The following is a 17,049-nucleotide window of genomic DNA, read 5'->3' on the forward strand; positions in this document are numbered from 1 at the left end:
ACATAAAAGATGAAAACATATATAAAAAATATTTTTACGGCAGGTATAGCTTGCATTCTGCTGGCCGGCTGCGCAAAAGACAACCCTAACATTACCGATGAGGTTTACTTAACCACAACTAATGTTTCCACAACCTGGCTAACAGGATTAAAGCGCCAAATGGCACTAACGATGAACCAGGTGATTGTAAATACAGAGCTGGTATCAGATAATTATTTTAATAACAGAACATTGAGTAATAAAGTATTTGATATCCCACAGATCGATAATTTTGATCTGGATGTTAACAATATCCAATCTGCAATTCAACGTTTAAGAGAAATGTCCGAATATGGCTTAACCACTGTCGTCAATGCAGATAAATCAACCACTCCGGTACAAAAAGCAGAAATGTATTTTATAAATGCTTATGCACATGTGCTAAGTGGAGAATTGTTTACAGGCCTCCCAGGAACGGCTAAAGGGGTAGTGCTCTCGCCAGCCCAGCATTATGCTATAGCGATTACCGCATTGGATCAGGCGATTTCCTTACAAACCAACGCCACTGAAAAAGCAGCATACACACTGTTGAAAGCGAGGGTTTATTATGATCTTGGCGATGCGGCACAGGCAAAAACATTTGCAACCTCTGTAATGGCTACTCCACTACTACTTAAACAACAGGCCTTTGATGGGCAAAATGCGGCTTCAAATGATTTTCAGACTTATCTTTTCTCCTCAACGACGAATGAGTTTGCACCACTTCCCCGTCTGGATTTCCTGGATCCGAAATATTATAATACAGGTACAGTTGCGCTGGATCAGAAGCCAGTAAGTTACCTTAAAGGTGAAGAGGCCTATCTAATTCTAGCAGAAATTCAGGTTTCTACTGGTGATTTAGCAGGAACTAAAACAACCCTGAAAAGCCTATTAACGGATGTTATTGCAAAAAGAACTATTGTTTCTTTGAGTGATGTGAAGGAAACCAGGAACGGCGGTAACCGGAACGATTACCCATTGACTGCGGTAAAAGTAAAGTTTGATGAGACAGATGTTGAACGTTCAGGTTATGTATTAGACCGGAAAACAGCCAATATCAATATTTCAACCGTTTCTGGCACCAAGGTTAGCCCAACGGACATTGATGCGGCAACTACCCAGGATGCGCTATTGTATCTAGTTTATAGAATGAGGCAGGAAATTTTTATTTCTGAAGGCAGGCGAATGAGCGATTTGGGTATTAAATTCCCGGTGTCGCAAACCGAACAATTGAATAATCCTAATGTGAAACCAGCTGACCTGGTTGCTCAAATCCCATCGTTTATCCCGAAAAACCGGGGAATGGATGATTTCACCAATAATGCAGTAAGCGGAGTGGTTACCATGAAATACGATATGAACAAGGTCCTGGTCAGCAATAAAACAGCAAAAGAAATTTTTCCATTTATTAATTAATAAAAGAGATGAAACTGAATCGCTTAAAAAAAATAATTACCCTAAATATCCTGGTAGCCTCTACAATTGCCGTACAAGCACAAACGGCCAAGTATGTTGTTTTGGTTAGTATTGATGGATTTCGCCCCGATTTTTATCTGGACAAAAGCTGGCCCACTCCAAATCTTCAGCAGCTGGTAGCAAGCGGGTCTTATGCCAAGGGTGTACGCTGTATTTTCCCAAGTGTTACTTACCCCTCTCACACAACTTTGATTACTGGCACCTTCCCTGCTAAACATGGCATTACTTATAACACCATGCCAAATGAGGAGAACAAATATGAATGGACTACCGATGCCAAAAAAATTAAAGCAGAAACACTTTGGCAGGCTGCCAGAAAAAAAGGGTTAAAATCTGCATCTGTTTCCTGGCCTATCTCTGTTGGCGCAGAGGTAGACTATAATTTACCTGAAATTTGGTCAGAAACCAATATGGCCGATCGGAAGAGCGCAATCTCCGCACTGGCAACACCAAAAGGCTTGTTGGAAGAGATGGAAAAATATGCCATCGGGGATGTGGATATGGAAGATTTAAACCTGAGCTCTTTGGCTATGGATGAAAATAACAGCCGCATGGCTGCCTACATCCTGCGAAAATACAAGCCAAATCTGTTAAGTATACATATTGCAGGCGTTGATGGCGCAGAACATAAGGATGGAAGATCCGGTGATGGAGTGAGTAAAGCGGTTGCCTCGGCTGATCATGCAGTAATGAACTTAATGGATGCGATTAAAAAAGCTGGAATGCAAGATAGCACGACCATCATCATCACTGGCGATCATGGTTTTGTTAACGTAGAAAAAACACTGTCTCCTAATGTTTGGTTAACCGAAATGGGTGTTGACAGTAAAGTGGGGAAAGAAGAACCTATGGCTAAGTTCCAATCCGCAGGAGGCTCAGCTTTTTTTCATCTTAAAAACAGTAAAGACCTAACTTTGCTTAAAAAAGTCCGCCAGAAATTAGCTGATTTACCTGCAGAATACAAGCAGATGTTTCGGATTGTGGAGCGTGATGAGCTTACTAAAATCGGAGCGGATCCACATGCTAGTTTCGCATTGGCTGCAGCCAATGGTGTGTATATTCAGGATGCCACTACAGGTCCGGTTTCAGTACCTAAAAAAGGCGGTGCACACGGTTATTTCCCAGATAGCCCGGAAATACGTACCGGTTTTATTATCGCCGGAGCGGGAGTAAAAAATGGAGTTATTCTGGAATCCATTAACCTGGAAGACGTGGCACCGACTGTTGCCAGAGTACTTGGTTTTTCCTTAACTAATCCTGATGGGAAAGCAGTAACACAATTTCTAAAATAGCATTGCCTTGAAATCTGTCAAAAGCCCCATTCATAATGCATTGGGGCTTTTTTGATTGCCAACAGAAAGGATTTTTAGCCCGCTTTAGTATACTGGCCCAAATCACATATATAAACTTTACAGGAAATAATTTCCCCGGTAATTTGCATTTGTTTTCCATGTACCTTTATAAAAAACTTAATGAAAAACGCTAGTATTAAAATAACATTGATCACCCTTTCCCTGCCTGGTTCCTGCAGAAAAAGTAAAGACACAACACCCGGTTTATAGAAACGAAAACCAATTTTGCCACCCACAAACCAGCATCATTCTCTGCAATAAAAAACGCTAAGTATTTAGTACAATTAAGTTTAATTACATGTGCAAATATCTTGGGCTTAAAATTTGTCTTAGCCGATCCCCATTAATCAGATCATCATTAATAACGGCTACAGATATAAAAAATCACCACTGGAAATCATATTTTACAATTTAACTTCCAATGATGATTAAATCACCCTATAAATCAAGCCTAATTATGGAGTTTTTTAGTCTTAAGGTATTCGATAAGTTCTTTTGGGCGATCCGTTTGAATCAGGTTTGCCTTATGGCTAACCAGCCAGCCCCAGCTTTCATCCTTCTTATTTTCTTCCACCGCCATATCATCATCATGCCCACCATTTTGTTCCGGCCATAAACTATTGATCCAGAGGCCGTAACTTGCCCTTAAATTTCCAAGATGGGTTAATATTGATAAGGTATCGCTACTGAAATTGGCCTGAATAATTGTTTGTTTATGTGGCTGGTAACTTTCAATAATCTGAGCCGCATCTGTTCTTTTCATATCCACTATTGGCATTAGGATAATGTCATCGTCAATCTTGCCCTGCTCCTGCTCAATTATTGTTAAGGGCGTACTTCCCTTTACATTAATAATTGCCTGCCCGATCATTCCATGTTCACGCAGTTCTTTGACCACCTGCGGAAAATAATCATATCCTTTATCTACATCTATAATGATCTTATCTTTTGCAATGGCTAGTACCTCCGTAAAGGTAGGGATCCTGTGTTTAGTCGGATGCCCTGAACCTGAGCGTAAGAAAAATGTTTTTAATTCGGATAAAGTATAGTCTGAAACATTTCCTTTACCGGTGGTAGTTCTATCAATGGTTTGATCGTGCATAACCACAAGATATCCGTCCTTTGTTTTCTTCAGATCCAGCTCCATAATATCTACTCCCATAACAATACAGTTTTTAAGGGCCTGAATGGAATTCTCCGGTGTATTTCGCCAATCGCCACGATGGGCGGTAACCAGGACATCTTTACTTTTTGGATCAAAAACATTTTTGAGGCTTACCTCAGGTTTCGGTTGAGCAAATCCGCTAAAGGTGATAAGTACTACAAATAGCGATAGAATAATTGTTTTCATTTTGTATTTTATTTGGAGATATGTTATGATTATGGATTTTGTTTGATAGCCGGATCTGTATCGATCTGGTCCTGTGGGATTGGCTGAAGCAGATCGCGGTCCGTAATCCTGGTTGTGATGTTCTGTGAAGAAAACCAGGCATTCATCACAGAAACTGCTGTACCTGTTCTCAATAAATCAAACCAACGGTGGCCTTCACCGATCAGTTCCAATCTTCTCTCAAAAGAAATCGCAGCCCTCACATCAACCTGACTTTGTTGCCCGGCATCGGTCAGACCTGCCCGCTTTCTTACCATATTCAGATAGATTTTTGCTGGTTCCGGATTCCCCAGTTCATTTTCATCTTCTGCTAGCATCAGCAGTACATCAGCATAACGCAAAACAACAAAGTTACTTCCGCCATCTACAGGTGTTGTAGTAGAGGCTTTCAACTTGGTAGAAAATGGTGTTCCCGCAGCGGTAATCCCAACATAGGCTGTTTTACGCTTATCTGTACTGCTGTACAATTGATAGAAACTTTTGGTCGGCAGATTATGACCTTTAGCACCACTGATTGTACCCGAAGGGCTAAACTGCTGATAAGCCGAACTGCCTTCACTGTTACCGTTTATTCCAGATGCAAACTGAACGGCAAAAATGATTTCGTTGTTGTTTTTGTTACTCAGTGCAAAAATATCTGCAGGCTCACTGAGCAATTGGTGCCTGCCAGAGGCCACGACATCAGCCAATACAGCTTTGCTTTCTGCAAACCTGCCTAAGGTTAGGTATACTTTCCCCAATAATGATTGGGCCGCTGTTTTTACTACTTTGCCCGGTGTAGCGGTAGTTACGGGCAATTCCTGTATGGCACTGTTCAGGTCCGAGACGATCTGTGTATATACTGCATCTTTATTATTGCGCCCCTGTCCAAAAAACTCGTTGGGATTGGTTGTTTCCTTTATCACCAGCGGCACATCGCCAAATACCCTAACCATATTGAAATAAAGTAACGCGCGGATGAAATGCATTTCTCCTTTTCTGGCCTGCTTTACCGTTGAAGCGGTATAGGAAATGGCATCAATTCTATTAAGCACTGTATTGGCACGCTGGATGCCCTGGTAAGAATTCTTCCATAAATCCGAAAGCATACCATTGGATGCAACAGTAGTAAACTGATCGAGCTGTCCATACATCCCACCATCGTTTGCGGGTACCTCATCAAATGTATTATCTGATGGAATTTCCCCGATTGCAGGAAGATAAAGCCCGTAAAGTCCGTTTAACTGTAAAGTACCATAAACGGCATTAACATATTCTTCTACTTCAGTTTCAGTGGTGAGAAAATTAGCCAGAGATTTAGAAGTAATGGGCTGCTGGTCCAGTTCTTTAGTACAGGATGCTAAAACGAAAAGACAAAATAGGCCTCCTGTGATAAGCATTTTATTGATTATTTTTTTCATGTGATTGATCGTTTTATACAATACGTTAAAAAGTTAGGTTAAACCCGGCAACAAAAGATCTGGCTACGGGATAGTTCGAATAGGAATATCCGGAGGTGAGTACATTGTCACTTGTTGCATCTGGATTAAAGCCACGGAAATCGGTGATGGTAAGCAGGTTATTGCCCGTTATATATACGCTTGCCCTGGATACTTTTAATTTCGACAATAAACCAGAAGAAAAATTATAGGTGAGCTGAGCATTACGCAAACGCAGGTAATCTGCTTTCTGGAAGAAAACACTCGAAGCATTGGTATTTAACCTGTTGGCCGAGTAGTTGGTATTGGACTGTGCCAGAAACCCGCTGGGATTGTTCACTGGGTGATATCTATTTTCATAATAATAAGTGTCGGCCATCGAGAATCCTTCACCTGATTCCATATTGACCAACCCGTTATCGTAGATTTTTCTGCCCCAGATCCCGTTTATGGAAAAACTAAGCTCGAAGCTTTTATATGTAAAACTGCTATTGAACCCATAGGTAACCTTTGGCGCATAGGTACCAAAGCCCATCCTATCATCGGGCGTTATTTTTCCATCATTGTTTACATCCTGCACAATATAATCGCCCAGCAAGGTTCCTGTAATATGTGGACTGCTGTCAATCTCATTCTGGTTTTTGTACACCCCAGTTACGTTATAACCATAAAGTTCGGCAATTGGCCCTCCTACTTTAGTCCTAAATGCGCTATTGGTCCCAGTAACAATCTGGTTCTGCCCTGGTCCAAGTTCGAGAACCTTATTTTTATTGGTAGCAATGTTGGCACCAAAATTCCAGTTTAAAGGGCCAAGTTTAATGCTTGTACCGGAGAGCTCAAGTTCAAAACCTTTATTGCTGGCCCTACCCACATTTTGCAAAGCGCTATCGTAACCAGATTGCGCTGGCACAGGGACCTGAAGTAAAAGATCCGAAGTAACCATCGAATAATAATTGGCAGAAAGGTTCAGTTTTTTAAATAACCCCAGATCAAATCCAACATTATAAGAGGTTTTTGTTTCCCACGAAAGTGTGCTATTGGCAGGATTAACTGCTGCAAAGCCGGGAAGAAGCGTAGATCCGCTTACATAGCTTAAAGGATTTGCCAGTGCATAAGAACTGTAATTACCGATCTGGTTATTTCCTGCTTTACCGTATGTTGCCCTAAACTTTAATAGATCAATCCAGTCCATCTTCGGAAAGAAATCTTCTCTGCTCGCTATCCATCCCACGGTTACAGATGGAAAATTACCCCATTTGGCATCCTGGCCAAACCTCGAAGAACCATCTCTTCTAACCGCAGCTGAGAACAGATATCTGTTTGCATAGGCATACTGTAACCTTGCCAGATAAGAAAGCTGTGTCCATATGTACCTTACCGGAACGACCGAAAATGAAGATGCCCCGGCAATGTTATCGATATTATTATCAGGAATACCAGTCCCCGAAACCAAGGTGCTGTTACCGGATTCTTTTTGAAAGGTTGTTCCTGCCAAAATATTGATATCGTGTTTACCAAAGGTCTTTTCAAAAGTGAGGGTATTTTCCCAAAGGTAATTGATTACAGAACCCTTTGTTTCGCTGGCCCTTGCAGGTTTTGGTGCAGCCGTACGGTATTCGCCAACATCAGATGGAGTAAAAAAGTCGATAAAATTACTGCTATAGTCACCTCCCAAAAGTGATTTAAACGTAAGCCCCTCCAGGGGCTTAAAATTTACATATGCATTTCCAAAAGTCCTGAACAGGTTTCTGTTGTATTTCGTTTTTTCCATTATTGCAACAGGGTTTTCACCCAAAGCGCCGTCTTCTGCAGTATTGGCTACAATCTGCTGGCTTATGGCTAAAGACCCATCGGCATTACGCGCTGGAAAGAAAGGATACATGATCAGTGCGGCCCCTATTGCATCGCTGCTCCTGCTTGCATCATTCTGAAAAAACTTCTGTTGATTATAACTTGGATTGATACTTAAACCTACGTCGAATGACCTGGATATTTTGGAATCAAATTTAAACGACATGCTATAGCGCTTCAGGCCAGTCTCAATCACAATCCCGTCCTGATCAAAATAATTACCGGAAAAATAATATTTAGATTTCTCATTTCCTCCGGAAAGGGCAACGTTATAACTGCTTATTGGTGCCGTACGGAAAATTTCATTCAGCCAATCTGTATTCGTCAAGCCAGACTGATTGTTCAGATAAGGCTGTATGTAATTCAACCTTAAGTCTCTTTTATTGGCCCCTTTAGAAACCCTGGTGGCATAGTCGTCTGCAATATTTCTGGTCAAAGGATTCCTCGACACATAACCCCAGTCGCGGGCTTCGGTATTCAGCTGAGCGAATTGATAACCATCTACAAGTTCCACCCTGTCAGCACGCACTTGAGCACCGGTATAAAAGTCGAATGAAACCGTATTTTTATCAGAACGGCCGTTTTTGGTGGTAATCAGGATCACACCGTTGGCCGCCCTTGAACCATAAATGGCAGCAGAGGCCGGATCTTTTAGAATATCAATGGTTTCAATATCCTGAGGATTAACGGTATTTAGCGAGCTTCCTTCTGAAAGCGGAAAGCCATCCACAACAACTAAAGGACTTACGCCTGCAGTAAGTGTACCGATACCTCGGATCACAATCTGCGGATCCGTGCCTGGTTGTGCAGAGGCATCATTGATCACCACACCCGCTGCTTTTCCTGCTAGTTGCTGCGCAAAATTACTTCCGGAATATTTATTCAGTTCTTCTGATTTGACCTGAGAAATGGCTCCGGTAATCTTGGTTTTCTTCTGACTGCCATAACCAACAACAACTACATCATTTAAGCCCGATGAGCTGGTTTCCATGCGGATAAGGATAGAATTATTGATCCCAGGATTGATTAAAAACCCTGTAGACGTTTTCTTTTCGTAACCGATGTAGTTGAAAGAAAAATCATATCTGTTTCCGATTTTCAAATTATTGAAAACAAAGATTCCTTTAGGGTCTGTAAAGGTACTTTCCTGTTTTTTAGTCACTGGGTCTACCATTATTACCGATACACCGGGAAGTATTGCTCCTTTTTCATCAACTACGGTTCCCCTGACAGAAGTTACCTGCTGTGCCTGTACAGCAAAGGTAATCATGGTCAGTAGCGCTAATGCTGTCAAGCATTTTAATTTTCTGATTGTCTTTTTAAGTGTGTTTGTTTGCATGATGGGATTAAAAAATTAAGCAATAGTGTTCCATTATCCTGTTTTCAGGATATCCATTTTGGCTAAACCAAGGGTTAAAAGTTATTTTTGTTTGCTGATGATAATGCTGTTAGCGGCCAGTTTAAAAGTTAATCCGTTCATATTACAGATGGCGGGCAATATCCCGTTCAATTTTTCTGTAGCGCCGAAAGTTCCGGTAAAGTATAATTTTTGCAGTTCGGCCTCTTCGATCCCCTCATACCCAACCTCAACGTGATAGCGTTTTGATACACTGCTGAATACCCTACTCAAAGGCGCTTCATTAAACACAAGTGCTTCCTTTAAAGGTATTTTGGCAATTGACTGGGGCTTTACCGGTTTTGCGGGGTTCTCAAAATTAATAACCACCTTTTCTTTCCGTTTTGTATTGATCGATAACTGCTGACCGGGGAGTAAATAAACATCTTTCATAGCCATAGCACTTTCAGCAGTGGTTCTAACAACAACCTTTCCTTCCTGCAATTTCACCGTAACCCGGTCCTCCTTATTGGTATTGACTGTAAACTCGGTACCAAGCGCGGTAGTAGTAAAGCCATTTGCACTTACAATAAATGGGTGATGTTTATCTTTGGCTACCTTGAAAGTGGCCTCTCCTTTCATGCTGATGTTCCTGCTTTTACGGTCGAAAGGCTCATAGTAGCTTAACGAACTACCTGGTTGCAAAATTACCCTAGATCCGTCAGAAAGATTGATCAGTATTGCACTATTGCCCGAATTATATGGCTGCTTTAATATTTCTTCTTTGAACTTTGGAATATTATCTGCAGATTCCTGCTTCCGTTCGGTGCCATCACGATAGATGTAAAATATTGCACCTAAAACCACAATTAATATAGCGGCAACCAGTTTTATCCAGTTATAGAGCGGAAGTATTTTCGCTTTTGGCTGAATTTCCTGATTATCCATCCGGACATGAAGTTTTGATAAAAGATCTTGAAAACGTTTTTCTGTAATTTTTTCTTCCCCCAAAGGAAGTCTTTTTACATAATCGTCGCGTAAAATAGTTTTCAGGTCAGCAGGCCGTTCGTTAATCAGCTCAAAAAGTTTCTCTTGCTCGCCCGGACTGATCTTTTTTGACCAGAATTTATCTATTAGTTCCTTTATTTCATTCATCTGCTTATAAATACGCTCAGGTGTGAAATTTGGGGGTGCCGGTCTATGTTATCAAAACATTAAATTACCATTAATAAAATCAGAGGTTTATCAGCATCACCAAAATTGAAATACTGATTACCCCACCGGAAGGGTTCCTGGAAACGATATATTCCTTTATAAAGTATTTGGACTGCTTTAGATAGTCTTTTACAGATTCAATAGAAAGCCCTAAAATCTGTGCTGTTTCCTTTTGAGATTTCCCTTCAAACCTGCACAGCCTGAATACCTTTTGCTTTTGGGGGGAAAGTGCGTTTATCGCTTCTTCGAGCATATTGAGTTCTGCCTCCACAAGGCGTTTATCAGGGAATATTTCTTCGGCAACAGAATAAAAAGGATCATAGCTACCGACATACTGAATAGCCTGTTTTACTTTTTTTCTTAAGGAAGAGATTGATTTATTATAACTCACCACAAATAGCCATGCAGATACCGGTTGTTCGGGATCGAGTTTGGCCCTGTTTTCCCAAAGTGCAAAAAAAACATCCTGAAGAATGTCCTCTGCAATAGAATGATCTTTTATAAGTTTAAAAATATTGGCATATACAACCTTATGATACTGCGTGTAGATCTGATCAAAAGTTGCCCTATCTTGCAACGGATCATTATGAAATTGGTGCTTTACCATGGGGATTTAAATTGACCGGATTAAAAGACTATGATAAACCAATATTATTTTCAGCAAAATTAGGCCACCTATGTTAACTATATATTAAATTTATCTGCATTTACATCACCTAATGCATCTTAGAAACTATAAGTTCCAACTTTATAACTGATTTTTCAGTACAGTCCTTCCCTAGTGAATATTTTATCTTTCATTGTCCTATATTCAAGAGATTATTATAAAATAAATTATTTAGATCTGAATCTTAAAGTTGCTTTTGCGCCAAGTCAAATTATATAAACCTGACTTTTTTAGTAGAAATGTCAGTTAAAAGAAATAATAGTGTCATCAGTAATATTTCCACTGTCATTGGATTAGTTTTTGCCTAGATTTAGGTAACTTATTATTCAAAGATTACTCCTATTATGAAAAAGGCACTCCCATATATTCTGGCTACAGCGATCTCCATTATTGCTGTTTTTTCTTCTTTTAAACTAGCTGATCCAGAGCTCGGTATTTCTACTGCGTTACTAACCTGGACTGGGTGCCTTTGGATCATATCTACAAGTAGAAAAAATAACCGTTGTCTATCCAGGTAAAGATCAAACTATAATAAAGGCAATCTGAGGTGAAAATATTAAACGTTTAACTTATAAACAAACGGATCCGAAGGGTCAGCTGCTCGATTTTGGCACCAGTGACGAATGTTTTGGTTAGCCTTTTTTCCAGCTTTGCAAATTCATTATATGCTTTAATATTTTTTTACCGAACGTTTTTCTTTAAGCTGTAAATCTTTTCTTCCAATTGCTTCTTGATTATCCCATAGTCTTCAGGGGAGATTTGATCATTAATTAATAGCTTCCTTACTTTATAAACCTTACTGTTCTGTGCCTCCACATCCATTGCAGCTGACCAATCTATAATTCAGGGTATTTAATGAGTTTATACTTTTTACAGGAATTTTAGCGATTGTTTTATTGACAATTCAAATTTACACCACACCTTAAGAAATTAAGAAATTTGATTTACCGTTAATAAGTCTTCTGAAATTTTAATAAGATAACCGATCTTGTTAAATCAAAGGCTTTATGCTTGTGTGTGGGATATTCTCTATCATAAAATGTGTTGATATCGGTTTTTAAAACGTATAGAATCAATCGGTTCGATTATGATAATTTTGAATTTAAAACAGGCAGATTTCTCGAGAGAAATCTGCCTGTTTTAAATTTAGTAGCCAGGATTTTGATATGCTTTCTTTGCTTCGTCAGACATTTGCATACCATCTATCTGTCCTTGTGGAATTGGACGGAGATAAAGATTTGGTGTAATCGTTCTGGTAACCGTTACCGGTGTATGGTCGCCATATCCTGTACCACAAATACTAAAGGTAGTGGATAACTCTGCCCATTTTTGCGTTCTAATGAGGTCGAATCTCCTGTATCCTTCCGCATAATATTCACGCGATCGCTCTGCTAAAATATAATTGATATCAATTGTTGCCGGGGTTGCTGCAATCATGGCTGCACTATTGTCGGCTACTTTTGCCACATTACCATTATTATCCCAACGCCATTTTCCGGCACGGGCCCTCACCACATTGATCAGTTCGCGCGCACTTTTACCTGCTTTAGGTGTTGCACCTTTTACAGCAGCTTCGGCAGCTACGAAATAAAGTTCAGAAAACTTTGCAATAGGATAAGGCCGGGTGCTACCTGCATTTGGCTGACCTAAACCTGTGCCATTATCTGTGCGGTAAGGGCCCAGTTTCCAAAGACCCGGATAAACGATTCTGCTTATTCCCGATGGGGAAATTACATAGTCGGCCCTTCCCGGCAATGTACCGGCGCCAACATTACTTGTTCCGGCTCCGCTTGGATAACTTACGGCGCTATTGTCAGCATCCAGAAAGCTTAAAACGGCATTTCCGGGAACGATAGACAAACCATTGGCATTAACCAAAGAGGCAGGGGCAGATTCTGGAGGGTTATATCCTTTAGGCCAATTTCCACGATATACCGTTGTAAAGGTACCATCATAACGCGAATCCAATGTTTTATCGGCAAAAGTATTTTTAAACACTTCAATAGGTGGAGCCATCCTGTTCCACGGCCTGCCAAGGTGCTGCTCCGCTTCGCGCTGAACCGAACTGATTCCTCCGCTTCTGATATTCGTATAGTTCCAGGTCATCATCCAACCTGCAAAATTATCAGGTGCCCCGCCACTACCAAAGGTTAAACTCCCGCCATTAAAACGTTCGCTCGTTTGGGTATGATCAGCATATAACAACATTTCTTTATTACGATCATTCGATCCTAAATTCACATCATAATAAGTATCGACTAAACCATAAGATCCAGGACTTTCGATAGCTGCAGTTGAAACATCATAAGCTTGTTGAAAATACCAGTTTGCGTCATGTCCGTCAGGATCAGTACGGTTTGCTGCAGGATAGGTTGGGATATTGTTAGGATTTTGCAACCACCATCCATAAGTAAGGTAGGCTTTTGCAAGATACAGTCGGGCCAAAGTTTTTGTTACCCCTCCTGTAACGCGGGCAGCAACTGGTAAATCGGCAACGGCTGTCAATAAATCAGGAAACACGGCCTTTGTATACACTTCGGGAACTGTATTGCGAACTGATGTTCTTACGGGGCTGGTATTGAATTTAAGTTGTCCGGCACCCAAATCGAGTGGTACCCCGCCAAAGGTTTGTACCAATAAAAAATAATCAAAGGCGCGGAAGAATCTTGCTTCCGCAACCAATGAAGAGGCAATACCTGCGGCACTGGCATTCTCAATTACGCCACTTGCTGTATTAATATTCGGAAAGGCTTCTCCCCATAATACGCTACTGGGATAACTTGTAGAAAGTATTGACCCAACACCTGAACAATCCATATCCTTAAAATTACCATCAGCATCTTTGCCCCAGGTAGCCTCATCGGTACCGGTAATTAGCGAATTGTAATAATAGGCCTGCCCATACATGTTGCGGAGGTGACCGTACATTGCTGTAAGACCACCGTTTACCCCTGTTACTGTTTTAAAGTAATCTGGTGTAAAGATACTGCGGGGTTCTTCTTCAAGAATTTTTTTACAGCCTGAGAAAACGACCATCCCAAGCCAAACGCTCAATGTTATATTTAAATGTATACGTTTCATATCGGTATATTAAAATGTTAAATTAAGACCAGCTACATAGTTACGGGTAGACGGGGTATTGGTACCAATGGTTAAAATTCTCCGCGGATAAACCGATGCTACCGCAGCGTTTTCATCGCCGTATGAATTTGTTTCAGGATCCATGCCCGACTCGCGATGATATGGAGAGAACATCACAAAAGGATTCTGAACGGTTAAATACATCCGGAGCTTCACTCTGGAATCTTTTAACAAACTTTGATTGAAATCATATCCTAAAGAGATGGTCCGGATTTTTAAGAAAGAAGCATCAAAATAACCTAATGTACTTCCATACTTAGGGTTATCACCGCTTGCAATACCGCCAGGTTTTGGATACTTTGCTCCTGTATTTTCAGGGGTCCAGTAATCAACTTTAACGTTATTTCTTCTACCAGATAAGAGATTCAGGTATCCGGAAGAACCATATAATGTACTAAGCAAAATTCCACCGTCTTTAAATAATCCTACTACATTGAGGTCAAATCCTTTATAAGCTACTCTTGTATTAAATCCTCCTGATAATTTAGGATCCACATCCATGATCTGTCTATCTGCTGCTCCGATAGGTCTTGTTGGTTTGCCGGTCGCATCAAAATCACCCGTGTATTTTACTTTAATCATCCCCACATTACCGCCTGGCTCTAAAACATTCAGGTATGGATCTCCGGCCTGCCATAGACCTACTTTTTCAAAATCATAAATGGCATTGATGTTATGGCCCACAAACCAAGCATTCCCTTCGTCTCTGGTCTGGCCTGATGCAAGGGCAACAAGTTTGTTCCGGTTTGCATAAAGATTAAATCCTACATCCCATGACCAGCCTCCCTTATCATTAAAAATATTACCATTAACACTCAGTTCCCACCCTTTATTCTGGGTTTGTCCGATGTTCGCAGTATAACTGCCCACACCTGCGGTAGAAGGCAGTGCAACACCTAATAATATATCTTTGGTATTGGTTACATAGTATTCAAATGTTCCTGTCAGTCTGCTTTTTAGCAAGGAGAAATCGAGGCCATAGTTCCAGGTTTGTGAATATTCCCAGCCTAAACCCGGGCTTGGTAACTGAGAAACATAATATCCTGTGGCATAGTTGTTATCGCCAAAATTGTAAGGGCGCGAACTTAGCAAACCAAGGGTTTGATATGGATTTACCGCTTGGTTTGATGTTTGACCGTAACCCACTCTGATCTTCAATCTGTCAATAGCCGTTATTCCTTTCATAAAATTCTCATTCATCAGGTTCCAACCCACAGAAACAGCCGGATAAGTATTCCATTTATGCCCTGGCGCCAAGCGTGATGATGCATCAGATCTGATGGTTGCACTGATTAAATAACGATTATCATAAGCATACATCACTCTTCCCATGTAAGACATGAGTCCACTTAAGCTGTAGTTCCCGTTACCGATTGTTAACTCTCCATTGGCCTGGCCAAGATTGTAAAACTGAAAAGCATCAGACGGAATATCACGTGCTGACATGGATGAGGAATTGAACTTATTCTGTTCAGCAGAATATAGGGCTACTACATTGATGTTGTGCTTTTCTGAAAAGGTTCTGTCATAAGTCAATAAATTCTCAAGTGTCCAATGGTAGGTTTGCGAATTGCTAACCCCGGCAGTAGAAACCGTAGTAGCAGTGGCACTTCCAATGCCAACACCTGTATAGTTACCATTGTTGCTCTGGATAAAATCAAGGCCTAGATTGGTACGGTATTTTAGTCCTTTTACCCATGGAATGTTAACCTCGCCATAAAAAGAGTTATAGGTAGCAAAGCCACGCGTTTCATTCAACCATTTATCACTGAGATTCTCAGTAAGTTCGCGGGTGTAAATCCACGATTCATCCTGAGGCATTCTGATTGTTCTTTTTAGGCTGCCATCTGCATTATAAGGATTTGCGATAGGCGAATTGCTCAGGATTCCATAAACGCCGAGTTGATTGCCTTCACTTAAGTTGTAATTGTTATTGGTGGTAAATCCAATCCTTAAGAAACTGGCAATCTGTTGATCCATGGATGCTTTCATTGAATACCGGGTGTACTGTTGAGTTGGGATCAGACTTTGATTCTGATAATAGCCACCTCCAAAACTGTAGCTGCCGGTAGTAGATCCGCCAGATACACCTACATCATGACTGGTTACAACTGCTGATTTATCATAGAATAAATCTTGCCAATCGGTGTTTACATCGTTAGATTCATCTACACCATTGGTTGTAAATAATCCAGCTGCCTTGCGCAGCGCAATAAATTCCGGGCCATCCATCATTGGATATTTGGCAAAAAGGGTTTGTAAACCAGTATATGAATTATAGGATACTTTGGCGGGAGCGCCTTGTTGGCCGCGGTTAGTGGTAATCAATATTACTCCGTTTGCTCCCCTCGAGCCATAAATCGCAGTAGCGGAAGCATCTTTTAAAATATCTAAACTTTTAATGTCGTTGGGATTAATATCGCCAATAGAGCCTGGAAATGGAATCCCATCAAGCACCACCAACGGGTCGTTACTGGCTGAAAGTGAGCGCTGACCACGGATCAGAATCTGCATGGTTGCACCTGGTTTGGTAGAAGTTTGTGAAATATTTACCCCTGCTATTCGACCTTGTATAGCCTGTGCCACATTGGGTGCGGGTATTTCTCGAACTTTATCGCCCGATATGTTTGCCACAGAACCCGTTACCGATTCTTTGCGCTGGGTTCCATACCCTACCACTACAACTTGTTCAAGTTCAGCAGCGCTCGGAAGTAATGTCACATTGATTTCGGTTTGATTTCTGACCGGAACCTCACGACTTGTAAATCCGATGTAAGAAAACACCAGTACCGAACTGCTTGCTGGAACCGCAATACTGAAGTTTCCTGTACCCAGGGTTGTTGTACTGGTTGAGGTTCCCTTGACCAGAATACTTACACCCGGAAGAGCGTTTCCCTGATCATCCACAACACGCCCTTTTACCTGGGTTTGTGCATGTGCAGCAACTACAAAAAGTGCAAAAAAAGCAATCAGTGATAGTTTGGCTAGACGTTTGGAAAGTCCTGCACCAGGCTTTACAAAAAACTGTAAAAATTCATTCCTCATAAAAATTTGGTTTATAATGGTTAAAGTCCATGCTTCACTCCGTAATGAGCCGACTGGTTATCCAAAGCTGGATAATGAGCATCTTTAACAGAAGCGAATAAACATGATAGCAGTAAAGTTATTCGATGAGCACAAAAGCA

9 protein-coding genes are annotated in these 17,049 nt (G+C 40.9%); 2 read left to right on the forward strand and 7 right to left on the reverse strand.

What is annotated here, in order from left to right; translation table 11 throughout:
• Positions 1 to 9 precede the first annotated feature (9 nt).
• Positions 10 to 1,434 carry a RagB/SusD family nutrient uptake outer membrane protein gene (locus ASU31_RS20355; protein WP_057934110.1) on the forward strand — a complete coding sequence of 475 codons (1,425 nt, stop codon included), beginning with the start codon at positions 10 to 12 and terminating at the stop codon, positions 1,432 to 1,434.
• Between the two features lie 8 nt (positions 1,435 to 1,442).
• Positions 1,443 to 2,786, forward strand: coding sequence for an alkaline phosphatase family protein (locus ASU31_RS20360; protein ID WP_057934111.1), 1,344 nt, complete (start codon positions 1,443 to 1,445; stop codon positions 2,784 to 2,786).
• Positions 2,787 to 3,297: 511 nt separating this feature from the next.
• On the opposite strand, the gene ASU31_RS20370 is transcribed toward ASU31_RS20360, so the two are convergent.
• From ASU31_RS20370 to ASU31_RS20400, 7 genes are all read right to left on the reverse strand, one after another.
• Positions 3,298 to 4,197 (reverse strand): glycerophosphodiester phosphodiesterase family protein, encoded by a 900-nt coding sequence (locus ASU31_RS20370; RefSeq protein WP_057934113.1) that lies wholly within the window; start codon positions 4,195 to 4,197, stop codon positions 3,298 to 3,300.
• Between the two features lie 29 nt (positions 4,198 to 4,226).
• Entirely contained in the window at positions 4,227 to 5,636 is a 1,410-nt protein-coding gene (locus ASU31_RS20375) for a RagB/SusD family nutrient uptake outer membrane protein (RefSeq protein WP_083505457.1), read from the reverse strand.
• Between the two features lie 25 nt (positions 5,637 to 5,661).
• Positions 5,662 to 8,844: a SusC/RagA family TonB-linked outer membrane protein gene (locus ASU31_RS20380; RefSeq protein ID WP_057934114.1), complete on the reverse strand. Its 3,183-nt coding sequence runs from the start codon at positions 8,842 to 8,844 to the stop codon at positions 5,662 to 5,664.
• Positions 8,845 to 8,925: 81 nt separating this feature from the next.
• Complete coding sequence (locus tag ASU31_RS20385; RefSeq protein WP_057934115.1) at positions 8,926 to 9,996, reverse strand: FecR family protein; 1,071 nt, start codon at positions 9,994 to 9,996, stop codon at positions 8,926 to 8,928.
• Positions 9,997 to 10,075: 79 nt separating this feature from the next.
• Positions 10,076 to 10,663 carry an RNA polymerase sigma factor gene (locus tag ASU31_RS20390; RefSeq protein WP_057934116.1) on the reverse strand — a complete coding sequence of 196 codons (588 nt, stop codon included), beginning with the start codon at positions 10,661 to 10,663 and terminating at the stop codon, positions 10,076 to 10,078.
• A gap of 1,206 nt (positions 10,664 to 11,869) precedes the next feature.
• Positions 11,870 to 13,804 (reverse strand): RagB/SusD family nutrient uptake outer membrane protein, encoded by a 1,935-nt coding sequence (locus ASU31_RS20395; protein ID WP_057934117.1) that lies wholly within the window; start codon positions 13,802 to 13,804, stop codon positions 11,870 to 11,872.
• A gap of 9 nt (positions 13,805 to 13,813) precedes the next feature.
• Positions 13,814 to 16,909, reverse strand: coding sequence for a SusC/RagA family TonB-linked outer membrane protein (locus ASU31_RS20400; RefSeq protein WP_083505458.1), 3,096 nt, complete (start codon positions 16,907 to 16,909; stop codon positions 13,814 to 13,816).
• Between the last annotated feature and the right edge of the window lie 140 nt (positions 16,910 to 17,049).

Origin of the sequence: Pedobacter ginsenosidimutans (assembly GCF_001442625.1) — a bacterium.
Classification (GTDB): domain Bacteria; phylum Bacteroidota; class Bacteroidia; order Sphingobacteriales; family Sphingobacteriaceae; genus Pedobacter; species Pedobacter ginsenosidimutans.

What these genes read in the sequence shown, in the direction of transcription:
- ASU31_RS20390 (WP_057934116.1), bottom strand. Translation starts at nt 10,663, where the DNA reads ATGGTAAAGCACCAATTTCATAATGATCCGTTGCAAGATAGGGCAACT.
- ASU31_RS20355 (WP_057934110.1), top strand. Translation starts at nt 10, where the DNA reads ATGAAAACATATATAAAAAATATTTTTACGGCAGGTATAGCTTGCATT.
- ASU31_RS20400 (WP_083505458.1), bottom strand. Translation starts at nt 16,909, where the DNA reads ATGAGGAATGAATTTTTACAGTTTTTTGTAAAGCCTGGTGCAGGACTT.
- ASU31_RS20395 (WP_057934117.1), bottom strand. Translation starts at nt 13,804, where the DNA reads ATGAAACGTATACATTTAAATATAACATTGAGCGTTTGGCTTGGGATG.
- ASU31_RS20370 (WP_057934113.1), bottom strand. Translation starts at nt 4,197, where the DNA reads ATGAAAACAATTATTCTATCGCTATTTGTAGTACTTATCACCTTTAGC.
- ASU31_RS20375 (WP_083505457.1), bottom strand. Translation starts at nt 5,636, where the DNA reads ATGAAAAAAATAATCAATAAAATGCTTATCACAGGAGGCCTATTTTGT.
- ASU31_RS20385 (WP_057934115.1), bottom strand. Translation starts at nt 9,996, where the DNA reads ATGAATGAAATAAAGGAACTAATAGATAAATTCTGGTCAAAAAAGATC.
- ASU31_RS20380 (WP_057934114.1), bottom strand. Translation starts at nt 8,844, where the DNA reads ATGCAAACAAACACACTTAAAAAGACAATCAGAAAATTAAAATGCTTG.
- ASU31_RS20360 (WP_057934111.1), top strand. Translation starts at nt 1,443, where the DNA reads ATGAAACTGAATCGCTTAAAAAAAATAATTACCCTAAATATCCTGGTA.